We start from the raw sequence: 16,633 nt of genomic DNA, 5'->3' as shown, positions 1-16,633 counted from the left end.
GCAAACTATGGTTGCATCACGCACAGTGCGTCAATCCTGGGGCGAGCACCTAGGCGACAGGAATATGGGGGAAACAATGGGTTACGCGATCGCGCTCATCTTCGGCTATCTGCTCGGCTCGATCCCGTTCGGGCTCCTGATCACCCGTGCTGCCGGTCTCGGTGATGTCCGCAAGATCGGCTCCGGCAATATCGGCGCGACCAATGTGCTGAGGACGGGCAACAAAGGTCTCGCCGCAGCAACGCTGCTGCTCGACGCGCTGAAGGGCACCGCTGCAGCCCTGGTCGCCGGCCATTTTTGGCCGGACTATGGGCTTCTGGCCGGCTTTGGCGCCTTCCTCGGCCATCTCTTCCCAGTCTGGCTCGGCTTCAAGGGTGGCAAGGGCGTCGCAACCTATCTCGGCGTTTTGATCGGCCTTGCCTGGCAGGGCATGCTCGTCTTCGCCGTCGTCTGGCTCGCGATGGCCTTCCTGTTCCGCTATTCCTCACTGGCGGCATTGGCGGCCGCGGTGGTCGTGCCGATCGCGCTCTATTTCATCAGCACGCCGCAGATCGCAGGCCTGTTCGCCGTGATGAGCCTGATCGTGATTGCCAAGCACCGCGCCAACATCTCGCGGCTGCTGGCCGGCACCGAAGGCAAGATCGGAGCGAAGGGATGAGCGCGCCGACGGCCGGCCCGCGCCTCAGCGACCGGCAGCGGCTTGCCTGGCTCCGCCTCATCCGCACGCCGAATGTCGGCCCGGCTTCCTTTCGCGAACTGATCAACCGCTTCGGCTCGGCCGAAGCCGCGCTCGAAATGCTGCCCGAATTAATGATTTCCGGCGGCGCCAATCGCATCGTCCGCATCCCCTCCGTCGCCGAGGCAGAAGCCGAGCTGGACACCGCCCGCCGTGCCGGCGCCCGCTTCGTCGGTATCGGCGAGGCCGATTATCCGCCCTTGCTGAAGACCTTGGACAACCCGCCGCCGCTGCTGGCGGTGAAAGGCGAAGGCGCGGTCTTCCGCTTGCCGGCGGTGGCGATTGTCGGCGCCCGCAATGCTTCGCTTGCCGGCATCAAGATGGCGCGCATGCTGGCGGCCGATCTGGGCAGCGAAGGCTACGCCATCGTTTCCGGCCTGGCGCGCGGCATCGACACGGCCGCGCACAAGGGCAGCGTTTCGACCGGCACGGTCGGCGTGCTGGCCGGCGGGCTCGATGTCCCCTATCCGCCCGAAAATGCCGGCCTGTGCGACGAGATTGCCGACCGCGGCGGCGCCATCGTTTCGGAAATGCCCTTCGCCTGGCAGCCGCGCGCCCAGGATTTCCCGCGCCGCAACCGCCTCGTCGCCGGCATGGCGCTCGGCCTGGTGGTGGTCGAAGGCGCGCAACGTTCCGGCTCGCTGATCAGCGCACGCCTCGCCAACGAAATGGGCCGGCTGGTCTTCGCCGTGCCCGGCTCGCCGCTCGACCCGCGCGCCGCCGGCTGCAACGCGCTGCTCAAGGATGGCGTTACGCTGGTCACCGAAGCCGCAGACGTGCTGGGCGCCCTGGCGCCGCTTGCCGGCACCCGCCCTCCAAGAACCGCGCCGCTTGCCGAGGCACCCGACATGTCGGCCATGCCGCCGCCCTGCGAAAACGAGCGCGCCGATGTGCTGGAAGCGCTCGGGCCGACGCCGACAGGCATAGACGATATCATCCGCCACACAGGCTTAAGCGCCGCGCAAATCGCGATGGTGCTTTTGGAGCTCGACCTCGCCGGGCGGCTGGAGCGTCACACGGGTGGGAATGTGTCGCTGATCGCGTGACCTCGGCGTCGCCCGCCGGCCCGAATTTCGCTAGAGCAGTTCAGCGTTTCACGGAATCGCCGAACCGCTCTAAGTGTTTCTTTCTACGCAATTCCGGACGGAAAACCGTTACACACTTTTCCTGGAATTGCTCTAACGGAACAAATATTTGGACACTTCCGGATTGCCGCGGCGCCACATCACGTTGTCGAGGAAGTAGTGGTGCACGTTGATGAAGATCAGCACGATGAAGAAAAACAGCGACGAACCGAGGACCTGGCTGTCGTAGGGGATCAGCGCGGTCAGCACGAACGGGATCAGCCAGAAGCCGAGATAGCCGAGCGCGCCGCCGCCGATGATGAATCCCAGGACACGCAGCCGGTAGCGAGGCCCGAGCACCGACAGGATTTTCGGTTCCGGGTCGCTCGCGGCATCCGAGACGTCGCGCTCGACATTGGTCTGATAGCGCCAGACCACGGCCAGATATTGCAGCGAGTGGAGCGCCGGCACCACCAGCAGCCAGAGCGGGTTTACCCTGGCGATCAGGATCCAGAGATAGAGCGAGGCGACATAGGCCACGATGCCATTGTAAGGCAGGCCGCCGCCGTTTTTTCGCCAGCGGTTGACCAGCATCAGAAGCGTCGCCGCCGTCGATCCGACGGCCGCCAGCACGGCGATGTCGGTTATCCAAGATGGCGCCGCGAAGGTGTAATATTGCAGGCCGTAATACTGCCCCTGCGTGACCGCCGTATTCGTCTGCAGCCAAGCCAGGATCCAGACCGCGTAGCTGTTGACCAGCAGCACCTTCCTGTCCCGGCTATCGAAGAATTTGCGCTTCAGCACGGCGTCAACCATCAGCATGCCGTAGCCCTGCTTGACGTAATGCCAGCCGACGAAGAAGAACATCGCATTGGCCGCCAATCCGAGCAGCCGCGTGTTCGACGTCGCCGCGCCATAGACGAAGAACAAGGCCATGATCACCGGCACGATGACGCCGGCGAAAATGTAGCGAAGCTGCAGGCTCCTGTCGTACCCGTCGCCACGCGCCTTGCGGCCGAAATTGCGATAGAAAATCTGATAGGAATGGGCGAAGTGCGGATAGTTCACCAGATAAGCCACGACAACCATCGTCGCGGCCAACGGCCCTTCATAGTCGCGCGGCACGAAAAACAGCACAGGCAGAATCACAAACGCGCTGCCGCCGAGCATAAGGAAGTCGGCGACCGGACCGAAGAGATATCGGCCGGGCGGCGTCGCTTTGCGGGACGTGGTCTCTACCGAAAGGTCAAGTGCCATCCTGGAGCCTCCCTCGGAGGCCGGAGTTTAACCATGACCCTGTCCAGGAACAAGGCAACGCGGCAGGATCACCTTTGTCTCGGGGAAGTCACACCGTCAGGCTGAGGCAGTCGAAGCGATCTTCACCAGCCGCTTCCTGGCCTCCGCAACCCGCTGCTGTTCCGACCTTATGCGGTCGTACGGCACAAGATCGATCCCGACGCCGCATTCCTCGTCCAGCGTTCTTTTGCGTGATTGAGCGAAATCTCAGCGCGCTTGACGCGCTGCCTGGCCCTGGCCAATTCCAAGTTCAATACGTCCACCGTATCCGCAACCCAAATTGCGGTCCCTTCGGCAAGGAAACCGCCGTGCATAGCTTTTTTGTTCCGATTGACGGGGACGCAGACGTGGCACCTGATTTCGACCCAAGGCGGAAAGTTAGCCCGCTGCCTCAATGGGTGGCGGGCTTTTCATTATGCGGTACAACATACGTCGCAGCCTTCCCGCCACGCGAAACGATAACTGTCGTGTAGCCGGCTGGCAGCGAGCCTGTGACGATCGGATCGACGACTTGGCATCGGCCGACCATTCTTCCGCTGGGAGCCCGCGCTAGCTCTTTTGCCAACGAAGAACGGCATTCGCTGAGGGATGAGAACACGCGAGACGAAGCCGTATTGACCGGTTTGCAGACCGATGCATCGCCTTGGCTGCACAAAAGCAAAACCATGACGGCTGCTGTAGACGAGTCCATGCTCGAAGCTCCTTTTCGGAGCTTCAACGCCAGTGAAATCGCTTTGTTTCACATTTTGCTAAAATACGAGGGAGCGCCCGGCGGCTTTTCGGCTTCCGGGCCCTTTCATCCCCTCATGAAGCCAGTGAACGTGTCGCTGTCGACAATCCTTAGCTTCGTTTCTTCGGTATAATCTTGGCCGAACCAGCCTTTGTTAATGAATGCGGATTGGGAACTCGGCTCCGCTTTTCTTGTCAGCTTCCTGGGCGCCGAGCGCAAAGGCTGCGTCGAGTGCGCGAGTGTCAGCGACCTCAAACCATATGTCACGTGCTGGAATCGATCCTGAATTAAGCACTACAAGGTTGTACGCGATGCCGACGTTGCCGCCTTTATGGGTCTTAACCATAGCTGTCACGATCGGGCGAAATTGCCGCCGCCAGAAGTGAACCGACAGCCCCAGCGCCAGAACGGTTGCGACCAGAGACCCGACCTTGACCCAATCCAAGAGTCCTCCTCAGTTTGCGGACACTGCGGATGCTAAATCCGAGCGGACACAAAAATCGCCCTCACATCTCACAAGTTACTGATTTACTTAGATTTTTTGGTGAGCGCGATGGGATTCGAACCCATGACCTACTGATTAAAAGTTCATTCTTCGCCATTTCAGCAAGCCATTGAAGATGTTCAATAATCCCCGTGTCCGCCCATTAAGCTGTTGATTCGTAAGTGACATCTTTTGACAAATCAGGACACTATGCGACAATGCCCGCCTATGGAAGCCCGTTGATTTGACGGACACAGTGCGGACACGGAACCATGAAGCTTAGCGACCCCGAAATCAAAAAACTGCCGACGCCGGCCACCGGCAACAGGATCACCTACGACGATGAAGTGAAGGGCTTCGGTGTTCGCGTCACCGCTGCGGGTGCCAAATCCTTCATTCTGAACTATCGCACGCGCACCGGCCTGGAGCGGCGGTTTACAATCGGCTCCTGCTCCGATTGGAAATGCAGCCCCGCCCGCGAGGAAGCCAAGGATCTCAAAAAACGGATCGATGTCGGCTTTGATCCGATGGGCGAGCTGAAGAACGCGCGTGATGCCAAGACGATGGCTGATCTCTTCGACCGTTTCGAGAAAGAGCACCTGCCCAAGAAACGCGATTCGACGGCGCGGGACTATAAGGCTCTGATCGACAAGCGCCTCCGAAAGCCTCTTGGCCACAAGAAGGTTATCGAGGTTGAGTTTACAGACATCGACAGCCTGCATCGGAAGATTTCTAAGGACGCACCCTATCTGGCCAACCGGACGGTTGCGGTGCTGTCCAAGATGTTCGGGCTAGCGATCAAGTGGAAGTGGCGCACCGACAACCCGGCCAAGGGGATCGAGCGCAACGATGAGCAAAAGCGTCACCGCTATTTGTCGCCGGCCGAACTGGTGAAGCTCACGGAGGCTCTGACCACGTTAGAGGACCAACAGGCAGCTAACATCTTCCGCCTTCTGCTTCTCACTGGCGCGCGCCGTGGCGAAGTCCAGGCGGCGAAGTGGGAGCAATTCGACCTCACTGCCGGCGTGTGGACCAAGCCGGGCTCGACCACGAAGCAGAAGACCCTGCACCGCGTTCCCCTCTCCGCCCCTGCCCGGCTGCTGCTGACCGAGCTTCGCGAGAAGGCCAAGGACGATGCCGTCTATGTGTTCCCCGGCCGTGGCTCCGACCACCGCGTCGAGATCAAGAACGAGTGGCGGGACGTGTGTATCGCCGCCGGCATCGTCACCGCCGAAACCGTGGGTGAAAAGATCGTGGTGACACCGTCTGCCCGCATCCACGACCTACGCCACACCTATGCCTCTGTCCTGGCTAGCGCAGGCCTTTCCCTGCCGATCATCGGTGCATTGCTCGGACACTCACAGCCGGCCACCACGGCCCGCTACAGCCATCTTATGGACGATCCGCTACGGCAGGCCACCGAACGCGTCGGCGCGATCGTAACGGCCAAGCCCGAGGACAAGGGTGCCGACGTGAGGAACCTCCATGGCTGAGTGGATTTCGAGAGATGAGGCAGAGGCCGCAGTCACGGCGCGCACTGGCAACGCGCAGTCGTGGAGGTCTGGATCCCTCCTTGCCATGGCAATCGGGAATAGGCAGGTGTTGACCATGGGGACAGACCCTGTAGGCCTCGGCATCATCAATAAGGAAAGTCTCTACGCCTGGATTGATGGTCTGATGGGCGTCGGGCCGAAGGTTGTGCCGAAGGTCGCAACGGCTGCAAAGGTCAGCAACCGCCCCCCCGATCAGCGCGAGGCAGCTAAGGCTGTATTGCGCGCCCTCCCGGCGAGCATACTCCAAGGGAAACGAGCGGCGCTCCTGGCTGAGGTAAACCAGCGTCTCGAAACGGCCATCAGCATGGACACGCTACGCCGGGCGCTCGATGAGATTTGACGCAGAAGGTTCTGCGTCTTTTGCTTCTCTTATGCGCTGAAAAAATAGGTCAATTGGGTGTCGTTCCAACCAATGGAAGGACATCCGATGACAAAGCTTCTTGACGAATATCTTACCCGCGACCAGCTCGCGGCCGAACTGAACATCACCCCTCGCACTGTGTGCCGCTGGCAGGACATGCCGGACGGAATTCCCTACGTTCAAGTTGGTGGCCGCATCCTGTACCGGATCACCAGCGTCAAGGCATGGCTTGAATCCAAGGAACGCTCTCCGAACAAGCGGAGGGTGGCGGCATGACTGACGTGACTTGCATCATGGGCATCGACCCAGGCGCATCCGGCGCCATCAGCTTCTATTTCCCTTCCCGGCCCGACCTTATTGCCGTCAGCGACGTTCCTCTTGTGGCCGGCGAGATCGATGCGGCGGAGCTTGGTCGCTCCATCGTCCAGTTTTCGCCCACGATGGCAATCATTGAGCAAGTCGGCGCGATGCCTAAGCAGGGCGTAAGCTCGACGTTCAAATTCGGCATGTCCTACGGCATGGCGCGCGGCGTTGTGGCGGCTCTCGGCATCCCGACGCACCTTGTTACCCCAGGCCGATGGAAGAAGCATTTCCGGCTCGACAGTGACAAGGAGAAGGCTAGAGCCCTGGCAATCCGCCTATGGCCCTCCAGCGCCCATTTCGGCCGCAAGAAGGACCACGGCAGGGCAGAGGCCGCATTACTGGCCCGTTTCGCAGCGGAGACGATGGGAGGCGCCTATGTGGATGCCTCCTGAAATGCGAAAGCCCGCCGGCCAGGGCGAGCTTCGCGAAGTCGATACCAATCCATCCAAGAACCCGACAATAGCCGAAGACATCCGTCTTCTGCAAGCATGTCGCATCATCAAGCGCTGTCCGATGTCGCTGCCGCTAGCCCTAGTGACTGCCGGCCTTGCCTATGGAGGCCGCGCATGACGATCCGCCCTAACATCCCAAGCATCGAGGACATGCACATTGGCGCTGCCGTCCGGCATCTCACGGCGGCACGCAATCACCTTCAATGCGCCGTGCTCCGCTTCGACGACGCGGGCTGCGAACACGATCCGACCGCTAGGTCTTACAGCTATGTCGCCGGGATCGTGGCCTCGTTCCATGACAGGCCGTGGCGTCCAGTGCCACAGCCGGAACCGTCTCACATTGAGCGCGCCGCTGTTGAATGGCGCCGTATGGCGAAAAGGAGCTACTGATGGAGTTCCTTTCCTACTACGACATGTGCAACTTGCCGGAGCCGGAATGGCTCGTTCATGGGCTCATCCAGAAGCGTTCCACTGCCGTGATGTTCGGCAAGTCGAACGCCTTCAAGTCTTTCCTGGCAATCGATATCGGCCTCAGCGTCGATACTGGCCAGGACTGGCACGACAACGAAGTCAGTCACGGCGGCGTGCTTTTCGTCGCCACTGAAGGCGCCAATGGCGTCGGCCGGCTGCGTATCCCGGGATGGTACGATCACCACCGCATCGAGGAAGAGAACAGGCGTGCATTCCTTTACCCGAAGGAGATCCGGCTAGATGTTGCCGACGACGTGACGGCGCTAATTGCCAGGATGAAGCAGGACTTCTTCGCCCTGGTCGTCATCGACATCTTCGGCGGTTCCATGGCCGGCTCTGAGATCGAAGACAAGACAGCCCGGGCGTGGGTGCATGGTATCCAGCGCATCCTCCGCGAAACTGGCGCCTCGATCCTGACGGTGGCACATACAGGCTGGCAGGACGAAACCCGAGCCCGCATGCATACCCATTTCTGGGGCTCGTTCGATACGCGCCTCAGGGTCGAAGGCGACAAGGAAGCCATGACCGCAACCTTGACGGTGGAGAGGCACAAGGACGCCGACAGCAGCGGCTCCTGGGGCTTCCGGCTGGTGCAGTCGCACGGCACCCTTGTTCCCGAAATCGACGCGTCGGTAACGAAGAGCGCGGCCAAGCCCAAGAAACTCTCCGGCGAGAATCGGGCCGCGCTCAACGCGCTTGATGATGCGATCGCTGCACATGGCGTGATGCAGTTCGGAGAGGACTGGCCGCCTTGCAAGGTGGTGCATATCGATCAATGGCGGAAGTACGTCTATCTGCTCTCCCCGGGGGATACAGCCGACACCAAGCGGCAAGGCTTCTACCGAGCCAAGAAGGCGCTGCACAACGGCGGGCACATCGCCTTCTACGATGATCATGTCTGGAAGTGTGCAGGGTAGCGGCTGGAGGCGTGACACCGTGACATGTCTATAGACACATGTCACGTCACGTCACGCTTTCCCTCCACCGTGACGCACCGTGACGTGTCACGCTCTGTCACGCTCTGTCACGGGCAAAATGACTATTGGTGAACCTTGTTCAGGTTCGCACCAGAATCCGAACTTTTTCTGCCTCTGTTTCGAAGCGCCATCGAACCGTCTGGCAAGCTTCGCACTGAGCCTATCGACAAACAGGAAAAGATTGGAACTGATTTGTTATCAGTAGACAAATCATGACAATCATCTTGATTTTGTTTGCTTTTCCAGTCGAACAGGCGAACTGTGTCCGCACAGTATCCGCAACAGATCGACGGGAACATGCAGGCACAGAGCATCACGACCGCCAAGCCATCACCGACTGTTCGCAGCCGTGTGACGAACGGTAACGCCCTCTTCGCCGAAGGTGGCGACGAGCGCGGCCCGTGGGCGAGGCGTTTCCGTGATCTGGTGTCCGAGCACGCGGCCGACGCTGGCGGCTCACCGTTCCTCTCTGAAGCCCAGCGCAGCATCATCCGCCGCGCTTCCACGCTTGAGGTGCAGCTAGAACAGCTCGAAGCCCGCTTCTCTGTTGGTCCGGCCGATCCGGCAGACCTCAACCTCTACAGCACGCTTTCCAACACGCTGCGGCGCCTGCTCACCGACCTCGGCATCGAGCGGAAGCAGAAGGACGGCGACACCATCGACCTCATGGCCGTGGCTCGCCAGAAGCGCGAGGCAGCATGAGGCAAATCTACTCGATCCGCGAAGCGCTCTCTGACGATCGACTGCTAGGAACGCTCCTTCCCGGCAAGTCCTGGGACGCCTGGCGCGCGATCCTCATTGCCTCGATGGGCGAACCGCTCAATGACGAGGAAATGGCGCTGTACGAGGCCAGGACAGGCCGTGACACGCTGCCTGATGGCCCGGTCGAGGAACTGGTCTGCATCTCCGGCCGCCGCTCTGGCAAGACGACTGCCGTGGGTACGCTGTCCACCTATCTCGCGGCTCTCTGCGACTGGTCCGACGTGCTCAGCCGTGGCGACCGTGGCGTCCTACCCTTCCTTGCCCAGAGCCAGCGGACCGCCAAGATCGCCTTCCGTCATGCCAATGCCGCCTTCACCGACATCAAGGCCCTCAAGCGCCTGGTCGAGAACACTACCGCTGAAACCATCTCGCTCAAGAACGGCGTCGATCTCGAAATCAGGCCTGCCAACTTCCGGTCCATTCGCGGCATCACGGCCATTGCGGCGGTCGCGGACGAGTGCGCCTTCTGGTTCTCGGACGAGACCAGTTCGAACCCCGATCGTGAGATCCTGGCCGCTCTGAGGCCTGCCCTCATAACCACGCGCGGACCGCTGATCATGTGCTCCAGCGTCTACGGCAAGAAGGGCGAGCTATGGGAGGCCTACAGGCGCAATTACGGGGCCGATGGCGATCCCCAGGTGCTTGTGTCGTTCGGCTCCTCCAAGGACTTCAACGAGACGTTACCTCAGAAGGTAATCGACAAGGCAGTCGAGCGTGACCCCGATGCCGCCAAGTCGGAATATCTGAGCATCTGGCGCGACGACATCGCGTCGTTCGTGCCCTACGAGCGGGTTAGGGCCTGCGTCGAAGCCGGCACATATGAGAGGCCATTCGACTACAGCCACCGCTACGTCGCCTTTGCCGACCCTTCCGGGGGTGTTTCGGACAGCTATTGCGTTGCCATTGGCCACAAGGAAGGCCATAGGACGATTCTCGATGCGATGCGGGAGTTCCGGGCGCCTTGCGACCCCGAAGACACCACAAGGGCCGTTTGTCAGCTCCTCAGCCAGTACCGGCTGACCACCGTTTTCGGCGACAAGTACGCCGCTGAGTGGGTTTCCAGCGCCTACAGCCGCCACGGCGTCTCCTACCGGCATTCAGAGCTGAATCGGAGCGAAATCTACCTCTCTGCCCTGCCGATGCTGATGGCCGGCGAGGCTGTTCTTTTGGACAGCGACCGACTTGTCCAGCAGTTCACCAGCCTTGAGCGCCGCACTAGCAGTTCCGGCCGAGACATCGTTGACCACACCCGTAATGGCCGGGACGACCTGGCAAACGCCGTCGCAGGTGTCCTGGCCTTGGCTGATGAGGCCGGCCCGAGCCGCGAGCAGATTCAAAAGCTCGAAAACCTCGCTGAAGAACGCCGCGAGCGGCTGATCAGAAGCATCGTCTAGAAAGGATCGAGAGCGATGGATCATCAGATGATGGGGGTCATTTTCGGCACGATGACGCCGGTCGAAAAGCTGTCGTCCTACCGGATGAGATGCGTCGCCTGTGGCGTGGAACGCATTGTGCCAGTTGTCGATGCGCCCACAACGCGGTGCGAATGCGAGACTGCAAAAAAGCAGATGCTGGATCAGGCCATGCCGACATTGCCGGCCGATCCGCCGAAGACCGTGACGATCAAGCGTCTCACTGCCGCAGAACTGGAAAAACAGCGGCGCGACGAGCGGAAGGCGGCTTTTGCGAGGTCGATCGTATGACCCGCAATCTCGTCGAAACGCTCGAATGGCTCGCGGACCGCCAAGCCGCCAACGACCATGATCCTGTTGATGCCGAATGCCGGGAACGCATCGAGCATCGCGGCGGCAAAATCCAGTCATGGCGCAGCACCGAACCGGCGGTTTCCCGGCGATTTGAGCAACGAAAGGACAACTGAAATGGCAAAACGAGCCGCCCCGTCGGGCACCTATCACGCAGCCTCGCTGCGACAGGCCGTAAGGGGTCCGTCGCATGCCCAGGCTCATCCCAGCCATTACCAAGGCCAGCCGGCCAAACGCTCGCCGCCGAGCCCTAAGCCGCGCGGCAAAGTGGTGGACTGACGAACACGGCCCCAAAGGAGCCAAAAGCAAATGAGCAACCTGACCCTCGCTGAAGCTACCGCGCTGCTTGCCGACCCGACTGGAGCAGTTGGCTTTCCGTCCAGCGAGTCCCGCGATTTCGATACCACCAACAACGTCGTCGCATTCGACAAGGGCACGCGTATCTCGCGGATCAGCGATGCTGCACAGGAGTTGGTCGAGACCGAGCGGCCGAACCGTAAAAAACACCGCGCCAAGATTCGCGATGATGGCAAGAGCCGCCTCGATATCGGCGAAGCGGCTCAATTGCTGGTGCAGCAGCAGCCGAAAAAGGTCCAGGGCAGGCTCACCCCCGCACAAGGCGTCGATATGCTGTTGGGTCGCCGCCCACAGGCCCGAGGCAGTGCTTTGACGAAGCAAGAAGCCACCGAGCTTCTTGCCGGCGGCGCCCAAGATGGTGTTGCCCGGTCGCCAGAGCCATTCACTGCCCCCGCGACCACCTACGAAATCGAGGCGACGAACGCAGGGATCGCCCTCCAGCGAGCAAACGCCGACCTGGCGACCCTCGAAAGCCAACTCTGGCAGTTCGTATACGCCGCTGCGGAGGCATTCCCGGACGTGGTTGCCGACCGCAACGCAGTTATGCGGCTCGATGCCCACCGCTTCGGGTTGTTGCTCCAAGCCCAGGACCGGACCGAAGAATTTGGCCGCATCGCGGAACGCCTGTACGGCGCCCGCCTTCAGGCATGGAACCGCGTGGTCGAGGTCGAGGACCAGGAATTTCAGGCCAGGAACCCCGATCTTGACGATAACGACTCGGACCGGATGGCGGCCCTGCTTCTCGCGGTCATGAGCCGGGATGAGGCGGCGGCGTTGGCAAGTATGCCCGCCGCTATGATCTCCGTGTCAGACCCGCGTGTCTTGCAAGTGTTGCAGATCGCCGCCGGCAGCGAGGACCCGGAAACCCTGATCGAGACGCTGCGGGACGCGGGTTTCTCCGAGCAGGATATCGGTGCGATCGCCAAAGGAACGGCACAGGCGCACCTGATGGACCACCGAGTCCGCGAAATCCTTCTGAGAGCGTCGCGAAACGCCGATTTCTCGGAGGCAGCCGCGTGACCACCAAAGCCGAAAAACTGGCCGCATTGGCCCGAGACGCCGGCGCCACGGAATCCGAGCGCCAGCGGGCGCAGGAAGCCTTGGACCGCCTCAGGGCGGCCAGCGCCCCGCCGACGCCTGGCAGCGCAGAGTGGCGCAAGGAGATGCTGCGCCATCAGCATATGGTGGCGCAGGCGGCGCCATTGCTTGGGAACCCCGCATTGACCGCAGCTGAGGCGAAGATCCTCAGGAATTGGATTCGCGGCATCGGAACCCCTTGGGATCAGGGCGCCGAAGAGTTCGTCCGCATCCACCGAAAATTGATGGATAGCGAGCCCGTGAACGGGGCGATCGCACTGGCCTACGAACCCGGAATGAGTGTCTAAGGAGAATTCGAAGTGACCGAGATTGAGATTCTACGCGGGCGCATCGAGGCCCTGGAAATCGAAGCCTACGCCCATTCCGCCATCATCTCCGCACTGCGGGAATGGGTTGGAACCGGGTTTCTCGATCGGGCGGCTGAAATCGCACAAGCGACCGCAGAGCGGGATGTTAGGCCGGGTCGTCAAGCGCGGTATCCCGACGCCGGCAGTGAGGCGCGCGAGTGGGCGGTACGGATCATCGACGATTTTCGGACGGCTGACGCTACTGAGGCCACTTCAGGAGGTATAGCGGCATGACTGGCTCAATCTGGTCATGGTCTACAACGGCCGCTTCGAACGGCAGCGCTGACGGCAACATTGACGCAGCAGAAGGGATGCCGCCCTCTGCCGTGAACGACTCCATGCGCCAGATAATGGGCCGCGAAGCCGAGTTCCTTGCCGATACAGGTGGCGCTCTTGCTGTAGGCGGCACGGCTAACGCCATCACTGTCACGGCCAACTCCGCCTTCACGGCGTATGCCAACAATCTGCAACTGGGCCTCCGTATCGCGTCCGACAATGCTGCCGGCGGCGTGACGCTCAACGCGAACGGCCTCGGTAACAAAGCCATTCGCATCATGGCGGCCAGCGGTGAGACCGATCCGCCGGCCGGCGCTCTGAAGGCCGGCTGCATCGCTAATCTCTGCTATGGAACGTCCTTCAACAGCGCGGCCGGCGCATGGATGCTCATCAATCCTGTTGTTGACGTGCCGAACCTTGTCACGCTCAGCAGCACCCAGACACTCAGCAACAAGACGCTTGCGAGCCCGGCAATGACGGGCAACCCAACGGCGCCCACCGCCGCACCCGGCGATAACGACACGTCTGTGGCTACAACCGCGTTCGTTGCCGCTGCCATCTCGCCGCTTGCAACGACATCGGCACTGAACACCGGCCTTGCGGGCAAGTTGGCGACAACGAGCGCCCCGACCAATGCTTCGCGCAAAAACCTGAAGATCGTAACGTCCTCTGTCACGGCCGGGACGATTACCGCCGACCAATTGGTTCTCGAAGATGGATCGGGCGTTCCCTTCCGGGCCACTTCAGTCAGCGTTTCCTACGCCACTGGCACGTCTGGTGCGAATGGCCTCGATACCGGCTCGATCACCGCTTCCAACTGGTATTATGAGTGGGTCATTTACAACGGCACTACAGTTGCGGCCCTACTGTCCCTCAGCTCGACCGCCCCGACGATGCCAAGCGGCTACACGTTCAAAGCCCGTGTCGGCGCGGTCTATTACGACAGCGGCGCAAAACTGCGGTTCAAGATCCAGTACGATCGGCGGGCGCAGATCGTCGTGGGGACCAACCCAACGACCACTTTGATTGCCGCATCGGGAACCAGCGGAAGCCCGACAACGCCTACTTGGACTGCCGTTGCGGTTGGCACCCTTGTTCCAGCGACTGCCTCTACGATCAGAGTGGCATTGTCCGGTTTCTCGTCTGGGCCGACGACTTACATCATTGCGGCCCCTAATAACAGTTATGGCGCGGCAACATCCTCGTCTAACCCTCCGCCGCTACAGGCCGCCGTCAAAAATGGCGGTGAAGCCATCGGCATTTACAGCACAGTCCAAGGCGAATTCTTCCTTGAGAGCACGAACATCTATTATGCAAGCGCCGCTCCCGCTTCGGCACTGGCTGTCCTTGGATGGGAGGATAACATCTGATGCCTACGCTCACGCCGATCGACAACAATCCTCAGGGTCTCAGCCTGGCGCAGTTGCGCGCCATGGCGGAAGCGGAGGCGGAAGCCAAGGCTCGGGCGGAAGCGGAGGCTGCTCAACGTGCTGCGAACGACCCCAACAACCCCGCCAATGTGCTGCGGAAGCCCTGGGAAGACTACCAGCAACAGCAGCGGTCTCCTTTTGGCGATTTGCCTGACGCGCAGCAGCCGCGCTTGCCCTGGCAGGACTATCAGCAACAGCCGCAATCATGGTCTATTGAAAAACAGCGCGCCATGGCAGCGGCCGATCAAGCTCGGGTGCAGAGTTATATCTCTCAGGCGAAGGCTCGTGTTGCAGCTGGCCCATATGCGGCTGCGTTCGGGATTCCGCAGATGCCCGCCGCCGATCCGAACACCGGGCAACCCGTTGGCGTTCCAGCCTTCTCCCCGAACGATTATGGCCGTATGGGCTCAGCCACCATGGGTGCCGCCGACACCATGACCTTCGGTTTCGGCGATGAATTGGCATCCTACCCGACAAGCCTCCTTACAGGCATCCCGCGCGATCAAATCTTACAGGAAATCCGCCATAACCAGAGCGCCGCACAGTCACAGAATCCCGGCTCTTATCTCGCCGGCCAGATCGGCGGCGGCGTGGCGCAAGCGGCGCTGGGTGCCCCCAGCCTTGGCGTGAACGCTGGCCGTGCTGGTGTTGGCCTGGGCAGGGTAGCGCTCAATTCAGCTATCGACGGCGGTCTGTATGGCGGAGCCTATGGTGCAGGCTCGGCCAACGGAGACCTAGCCGATAGGCTGAAGGGTGGCGCTATTGGTGCAGGAACCGGCGCCGTTGCTGGCGGCGTTGCCCCGTTCCTATCGACCGCCATCACTAAGGGCATCAGCAAGCTCATAAGCCCCTTTGCATCCTCTCCCGAGCGTGAGGCCGCTGTTAATCTGCTGGCTCAGGAAGGCGTGCCGGTCACTGCGGGGCAGCGCACCGGGAACGATGGGCTCCGATACGCAGAAAGCGAGTTGGGCGGCTCCAAGGCCTCTAGGCTGATGAAACAGCAGAATGCCGCATTCACCGACGCTGCGATGCAGAAGGCCGGCGGCTCGGGCCTTGCCACGGCGGATAACCTGGCATCTCTCCAGGGCACGCTAGGGCAGGCTTTTCAGGATATGTCGAGCCGCAACACGCTCGTCGCTGATAACCAGCTAGTGCAGGACATCGGAACCACGGTTAACCGCTACGGCCGCCTCCTGGAGCCCCAGCAGAAGCCGATTGTCGAAAACCTGGCTACCGATCTCGTCCAGCGCATTCGCGCCAACGGTGGCACGCTGCCCGGCCCCGAATATCAGACCATCCGCAGCGACCTATCTTCGGCGGCCAACTCGACCACAAACCAGACGATCGCAGATGCGTTTCGTGGCCTCAGGAACGCGCTTGATGACGCGATGGGAAGATCCATCCCGGCAGACGAGCAACAGGCGTGGCAGACGCTCCGAAGCCAGTATGGAAATATGAAGGTTCTTCAGAAGGCGTCCCTTGGCGGCGGCGAGGATGCGGGGCTTGGTGTCATCTCACCGGCACGGCTGCGCATGGCTGCATCGAGCGGCAACGCTGGCCGGTTCGCTACAGGTGCGAGCGATTACACGGACCTCGCAAAGGCTGGACAGGCCGTCATGACACCGCTGCCCAATTCCGGCACGGCGGCAAGGATTGCAGCTCACACCGTTGGCCTGCTCGGTCCATCGCTGGTAGGCGGCGCTTATGGATACCGGGAGGGCGGTGACTGGGAAAGCGCCTTGGCGGGCGCTGCCGCTGGCATGGCATTGAAGAAGGGCGCGGGCGCAGCTCTGATGAGCCGTCTCGGCCAGGGCTATCTCGGCAACCAGTTGGCCGCAGGCATGTCTAACCCGTCAACCAACGCGCTCCTGGCTGCAATCATGCGCCAGGGTGGGACTCCCGCAATCGTCAACTCACTGGCTCACTAATGTTCGATGATGAAATGCTCGACCGGATGAGCCTCTTTCTCTTGGCCTGGCGGCGTTACCTTGGCCATGACCATCATCATGTCGATTACCGCGCCGCACTGATGAAGCGCTACAGGATCACGCGTGACACGGCGGATGCTGCGCTCGATGCGCTGCGGAATCCTAGCCAGAGGGCTGCCTGATCT

At 61.3% G+C, this 16,633-nt stretch carries 20 protein-coding genes; 18 read left to right on the top strand and 2 right to left on the bottom strand.

Annotation, left to right across the window (positions count from 1 at the left end; translation table 11 throughout):
- Positions 1-76 precede the first annotated feature (76 nt).
- On the top strand, positions 77-658 hold the full coding sequence (plsY, locus tag EN869_RS13995; protein WP_127226300.1) for a glycerol-3-phosphate 1-O-acyltransferase PlsY: 582 nt from the start codon (positions 77-79) through the stop codon (positions 656-658).
- On the top strand, positions 655-1,782 hold the full coding sequence (gene dprA, locus EN869_RS13990; protein WP_127226298.1) for a DNA-processing protein DprA: 1,128 nt from the start codon (positions 655-657) through the stop codon (positions 1,780-1,782). The genes plsY and dprA overlap by 4 nt, the downstream gene beginning before the upstream one ends.
- Positions 1,783-1,914: 132 nt before the next feature.
- Here dprA and EN869_RS13985 read toward each other — a convergent pair whose 3' ends face one another.
- Positions 1,915-3,057 carry a hypothetical protein gene (locus EN869_RS13985; protein ID WP_127226296.1) on the bottom strand — a complete coding sequence of 381 codons (1,143 nt, stop codon included), beginning with the start codon at positions 3,055-3,057 and terminating at the stop codon, positions 1,915-1,917.
- A 530-nt stretch (positions 3,058-3,587) separates the two neighbouring features.
- Here EN869_RS13985 and EN869_RS34390 point away from each other — a divergent pair.
- Positions 3,588-3,959 (top strand): hypothetical protein, encoded by a 372-nt coding sequence (locus tag EN869_RS34390; RefSeq protein WP_167507034.1) that lies wholly within the window; start codon positions 3,588-3,590, stop codon positions 3,957-3,959.
- Between the two features lie 21 nt (positions 3,960-3,980).
- Here the strand turns inward: EN869_RS34390 and EN869_RS13970 are convergent, their stop codons facing one another.
- Complete coding sequence (locus EN869_RS13970) at positions 3,981-4,271, bottom strand: hypothetical protein (RefSeq protein ID WP_127226293.1); 291 nt, start codon at positions 4,269-4,271, stop codon at positions 3,981-3,983.
- Between the two features lie 311 nt (positions 4,272-4,582).
- Here EN869_RS13970 and EN869_RS13965 point away from each other — a divergent pair, with 311 nt between their 5' ends.
- The 15 genes from EN869_RS13965 (at position 4,583) to EN869_RS13895 (ending at position 16,630) form a co-directional block, all read left to right on the top strand.
- Positions 4,583-5,803 (top strand): site-specific integrase, encoded by a 1,221-nt coding sequence (locus EN869_RS13965; RefSeq protein ID WP_127226291.1) that lies wholly within the window; start codon positions 4,583-4,585, stop codon positions 5,801-5,803.
- Entirely contained in the window at positions 5,796-6,203 is a 408-nt protein-coding gene (locus EN869_RS13960) for a hypothetical protein (protein ID WP_127226289.1), read from the top strand. The genes EN869_RS13965 and EN869_RS13960 overlap by 8 nt, the downstream gene beginning before the upstream one ends.
- 87 nt (positions 6,204-6,290) lie before the next feature.
- Positions 6,291-6,500: a helix-turn-helix domain-containing protein gene (locus EN869_RS13955; RefSeq protein WP_127226287.1), complete on the top strand. Its 210-nt coding sequence runs from the start codon at positions 6,291-6,293 to the stop codon at positions 6,498-6,500.
- Positions 6,501-6,517: 17 nt separating this feature from the next.
- Positions 6,518-6,979: a crossover junction endodeoxyribonuclease gene (locus EN869_RS13950; RefSeq protein ID WP_167509392.1), complete on the top strand. Its 462-nt coding sequence runs from the start codon at positions 6,518-6,520 to the stop codon at positions 6,977-6,979.
- Positions 6,980-7,428: 449 nt separating this feature from the next.
- Positions 7,429-8,427 (top strand): AAA family ATPase, encoded by a 999-nt coding sequence (locus EN869_RS13945; protein ID WP_167509391.1) that lies wholly within the window; start codon positions 7,429-7,431, stop codon positions 8,425-8,427.
- Between the two features lie 357 nt (positions 8,428-8,784).
- On the top strand, positions 8,785-9,189 hold the full coding sequence (locus tag EN869_RS13940) for a hypothetical protein (protein WP_127226282.1): 405 nt from the start codon (positions 8,785-8,787) through the stop codon (positions 9,187-9,189).
- 104 nt (positions 9,190-9,293) lie between these two features.
- Positions 9,294-10,643, top strand: coding sequence for a hypothetical protein (locus EN869_RS13935; RefSeq protein WP_127226281.1), 1,350 nt, complete (start codon positions 9,294-9,296; stop codon positions 10,641-10,643).
- A gap of 15 nt (positions 10,644-10,658) precedes the next feature.
- Positions 10,659-10,952: a hypothetical protein gene (locus EN869_RS13930; RefSeq protein ID WP_127226279.1), complete on the top strand. Its 294-nt coding sequence runs from the start codon at positions 10,659-10,661 to the stop codon at positions 10,950-10,952.
- Positions 10,949-11,128 (top strand): hypothetical protein, encoded by a 180-nt coding sequence (locus tag EN869_RS13925; RefSeq protein ID WP_127226277.1) that lies wholly within the window; start codon positions 10,949-10,951, stop codon positions 11,126-11,128. The genes EN869_RS13930 and EN869_RS13925 overlap by 4 nt, the downstream gene beginning before the upstream one ends.
- 193 nt (positions 11,129-11,321) lie before the next feature.
- The gene (locus EN869_RS13920; RefSeq protein WP_127226275.1) at positions 11,322-12,389 is read left to right on the top strand and encodes a hypothetical protein; all 1,068 of its coding nucleotides are present in this window, start codon (positions 11,322-11,324) and stop codon (positions 12,387-12,389) included.
- Entirely contained in the window at positions 12,386-12,754 is a 369-nt protein-coding gene (locus EN869_RS13915; RefSeq protein WP_127226273.1) for a hypothetical protein, read from the top strand. The genes EN869_RS13920 and EN869_RS13915 overlap by 4 nt, the downstream gene beginning before the upstream one ends.
- 12 nt (positions 12,755-12,766) lie before the next feature.
- Positions 12,767-13,048 carry a hypothetical protein gene (locus EN869_RS13910; RefSeq protein ID WP_127226271.1) on the top strand — a complete coding sequence of 94 codons (282 nt, stop codon included), beginning with the start codon at positions 12,767-12,769 and terminating at the stop codon, positions 13,046-13,048.
- Positions 13,045-14,460: a hypothetical protein gene (locus tag EN869_RS13905; RefSeq protein ID WP_127226269.1), complete on the top strand. Its 1,416-nt coding sequence runs from the start codon at positions 13,045-13,047 to the stop codon at positions 14,458-14,460. Before EN869_RS13910 ends, EN869_RS13905 begins: the two co-directional genes overlap by 4 nt.
- A complete protein-coding gene (locus EN869_RS13900; protein WP_127226268.1) occupies positions 14,460-16,448 on the top strand; it encodes a hypothetical protein in 1,989 nt (662 codons plus the stop codon). Before EN869_RS13905 ends, EN869_RS13900 begins: the two co-directional genes overlap by 1 nt.
- The gene (locus EN869_RS13895; RefSeq protein ID WP_127226266.1) at positions 16,448-16,630 is read left to right on the top strand and encodes a hypothetical protein; all 183 of its coding nucleotides are present in this window, start codon (positions 16,448-16,450) and stop codon (positions 16,628-16,630) included. The genes EN869_RS13900 and EN869_RS13895 overlap by 1 nt, the downstream gene beginning before the upstream one ends.
- Positions 16,631-16,633: the final 3 nt, after the last annotated feature.

The sequence above is a fragment of the Mesorhizobium sp. M2D.F.Ca.ET.226.01.1.1 genome, from assembly GCF_004022705.2.
Classification (GTDB): domain Bacteria; phylum Pseudomonadota; class Alphaproteobacteria; order Rhizobiales; family Rhizobiaceae; genus Mesorhizobium.
This window is presented reverse-complemented; position numbering and strand designations above follow the sequence as displayed.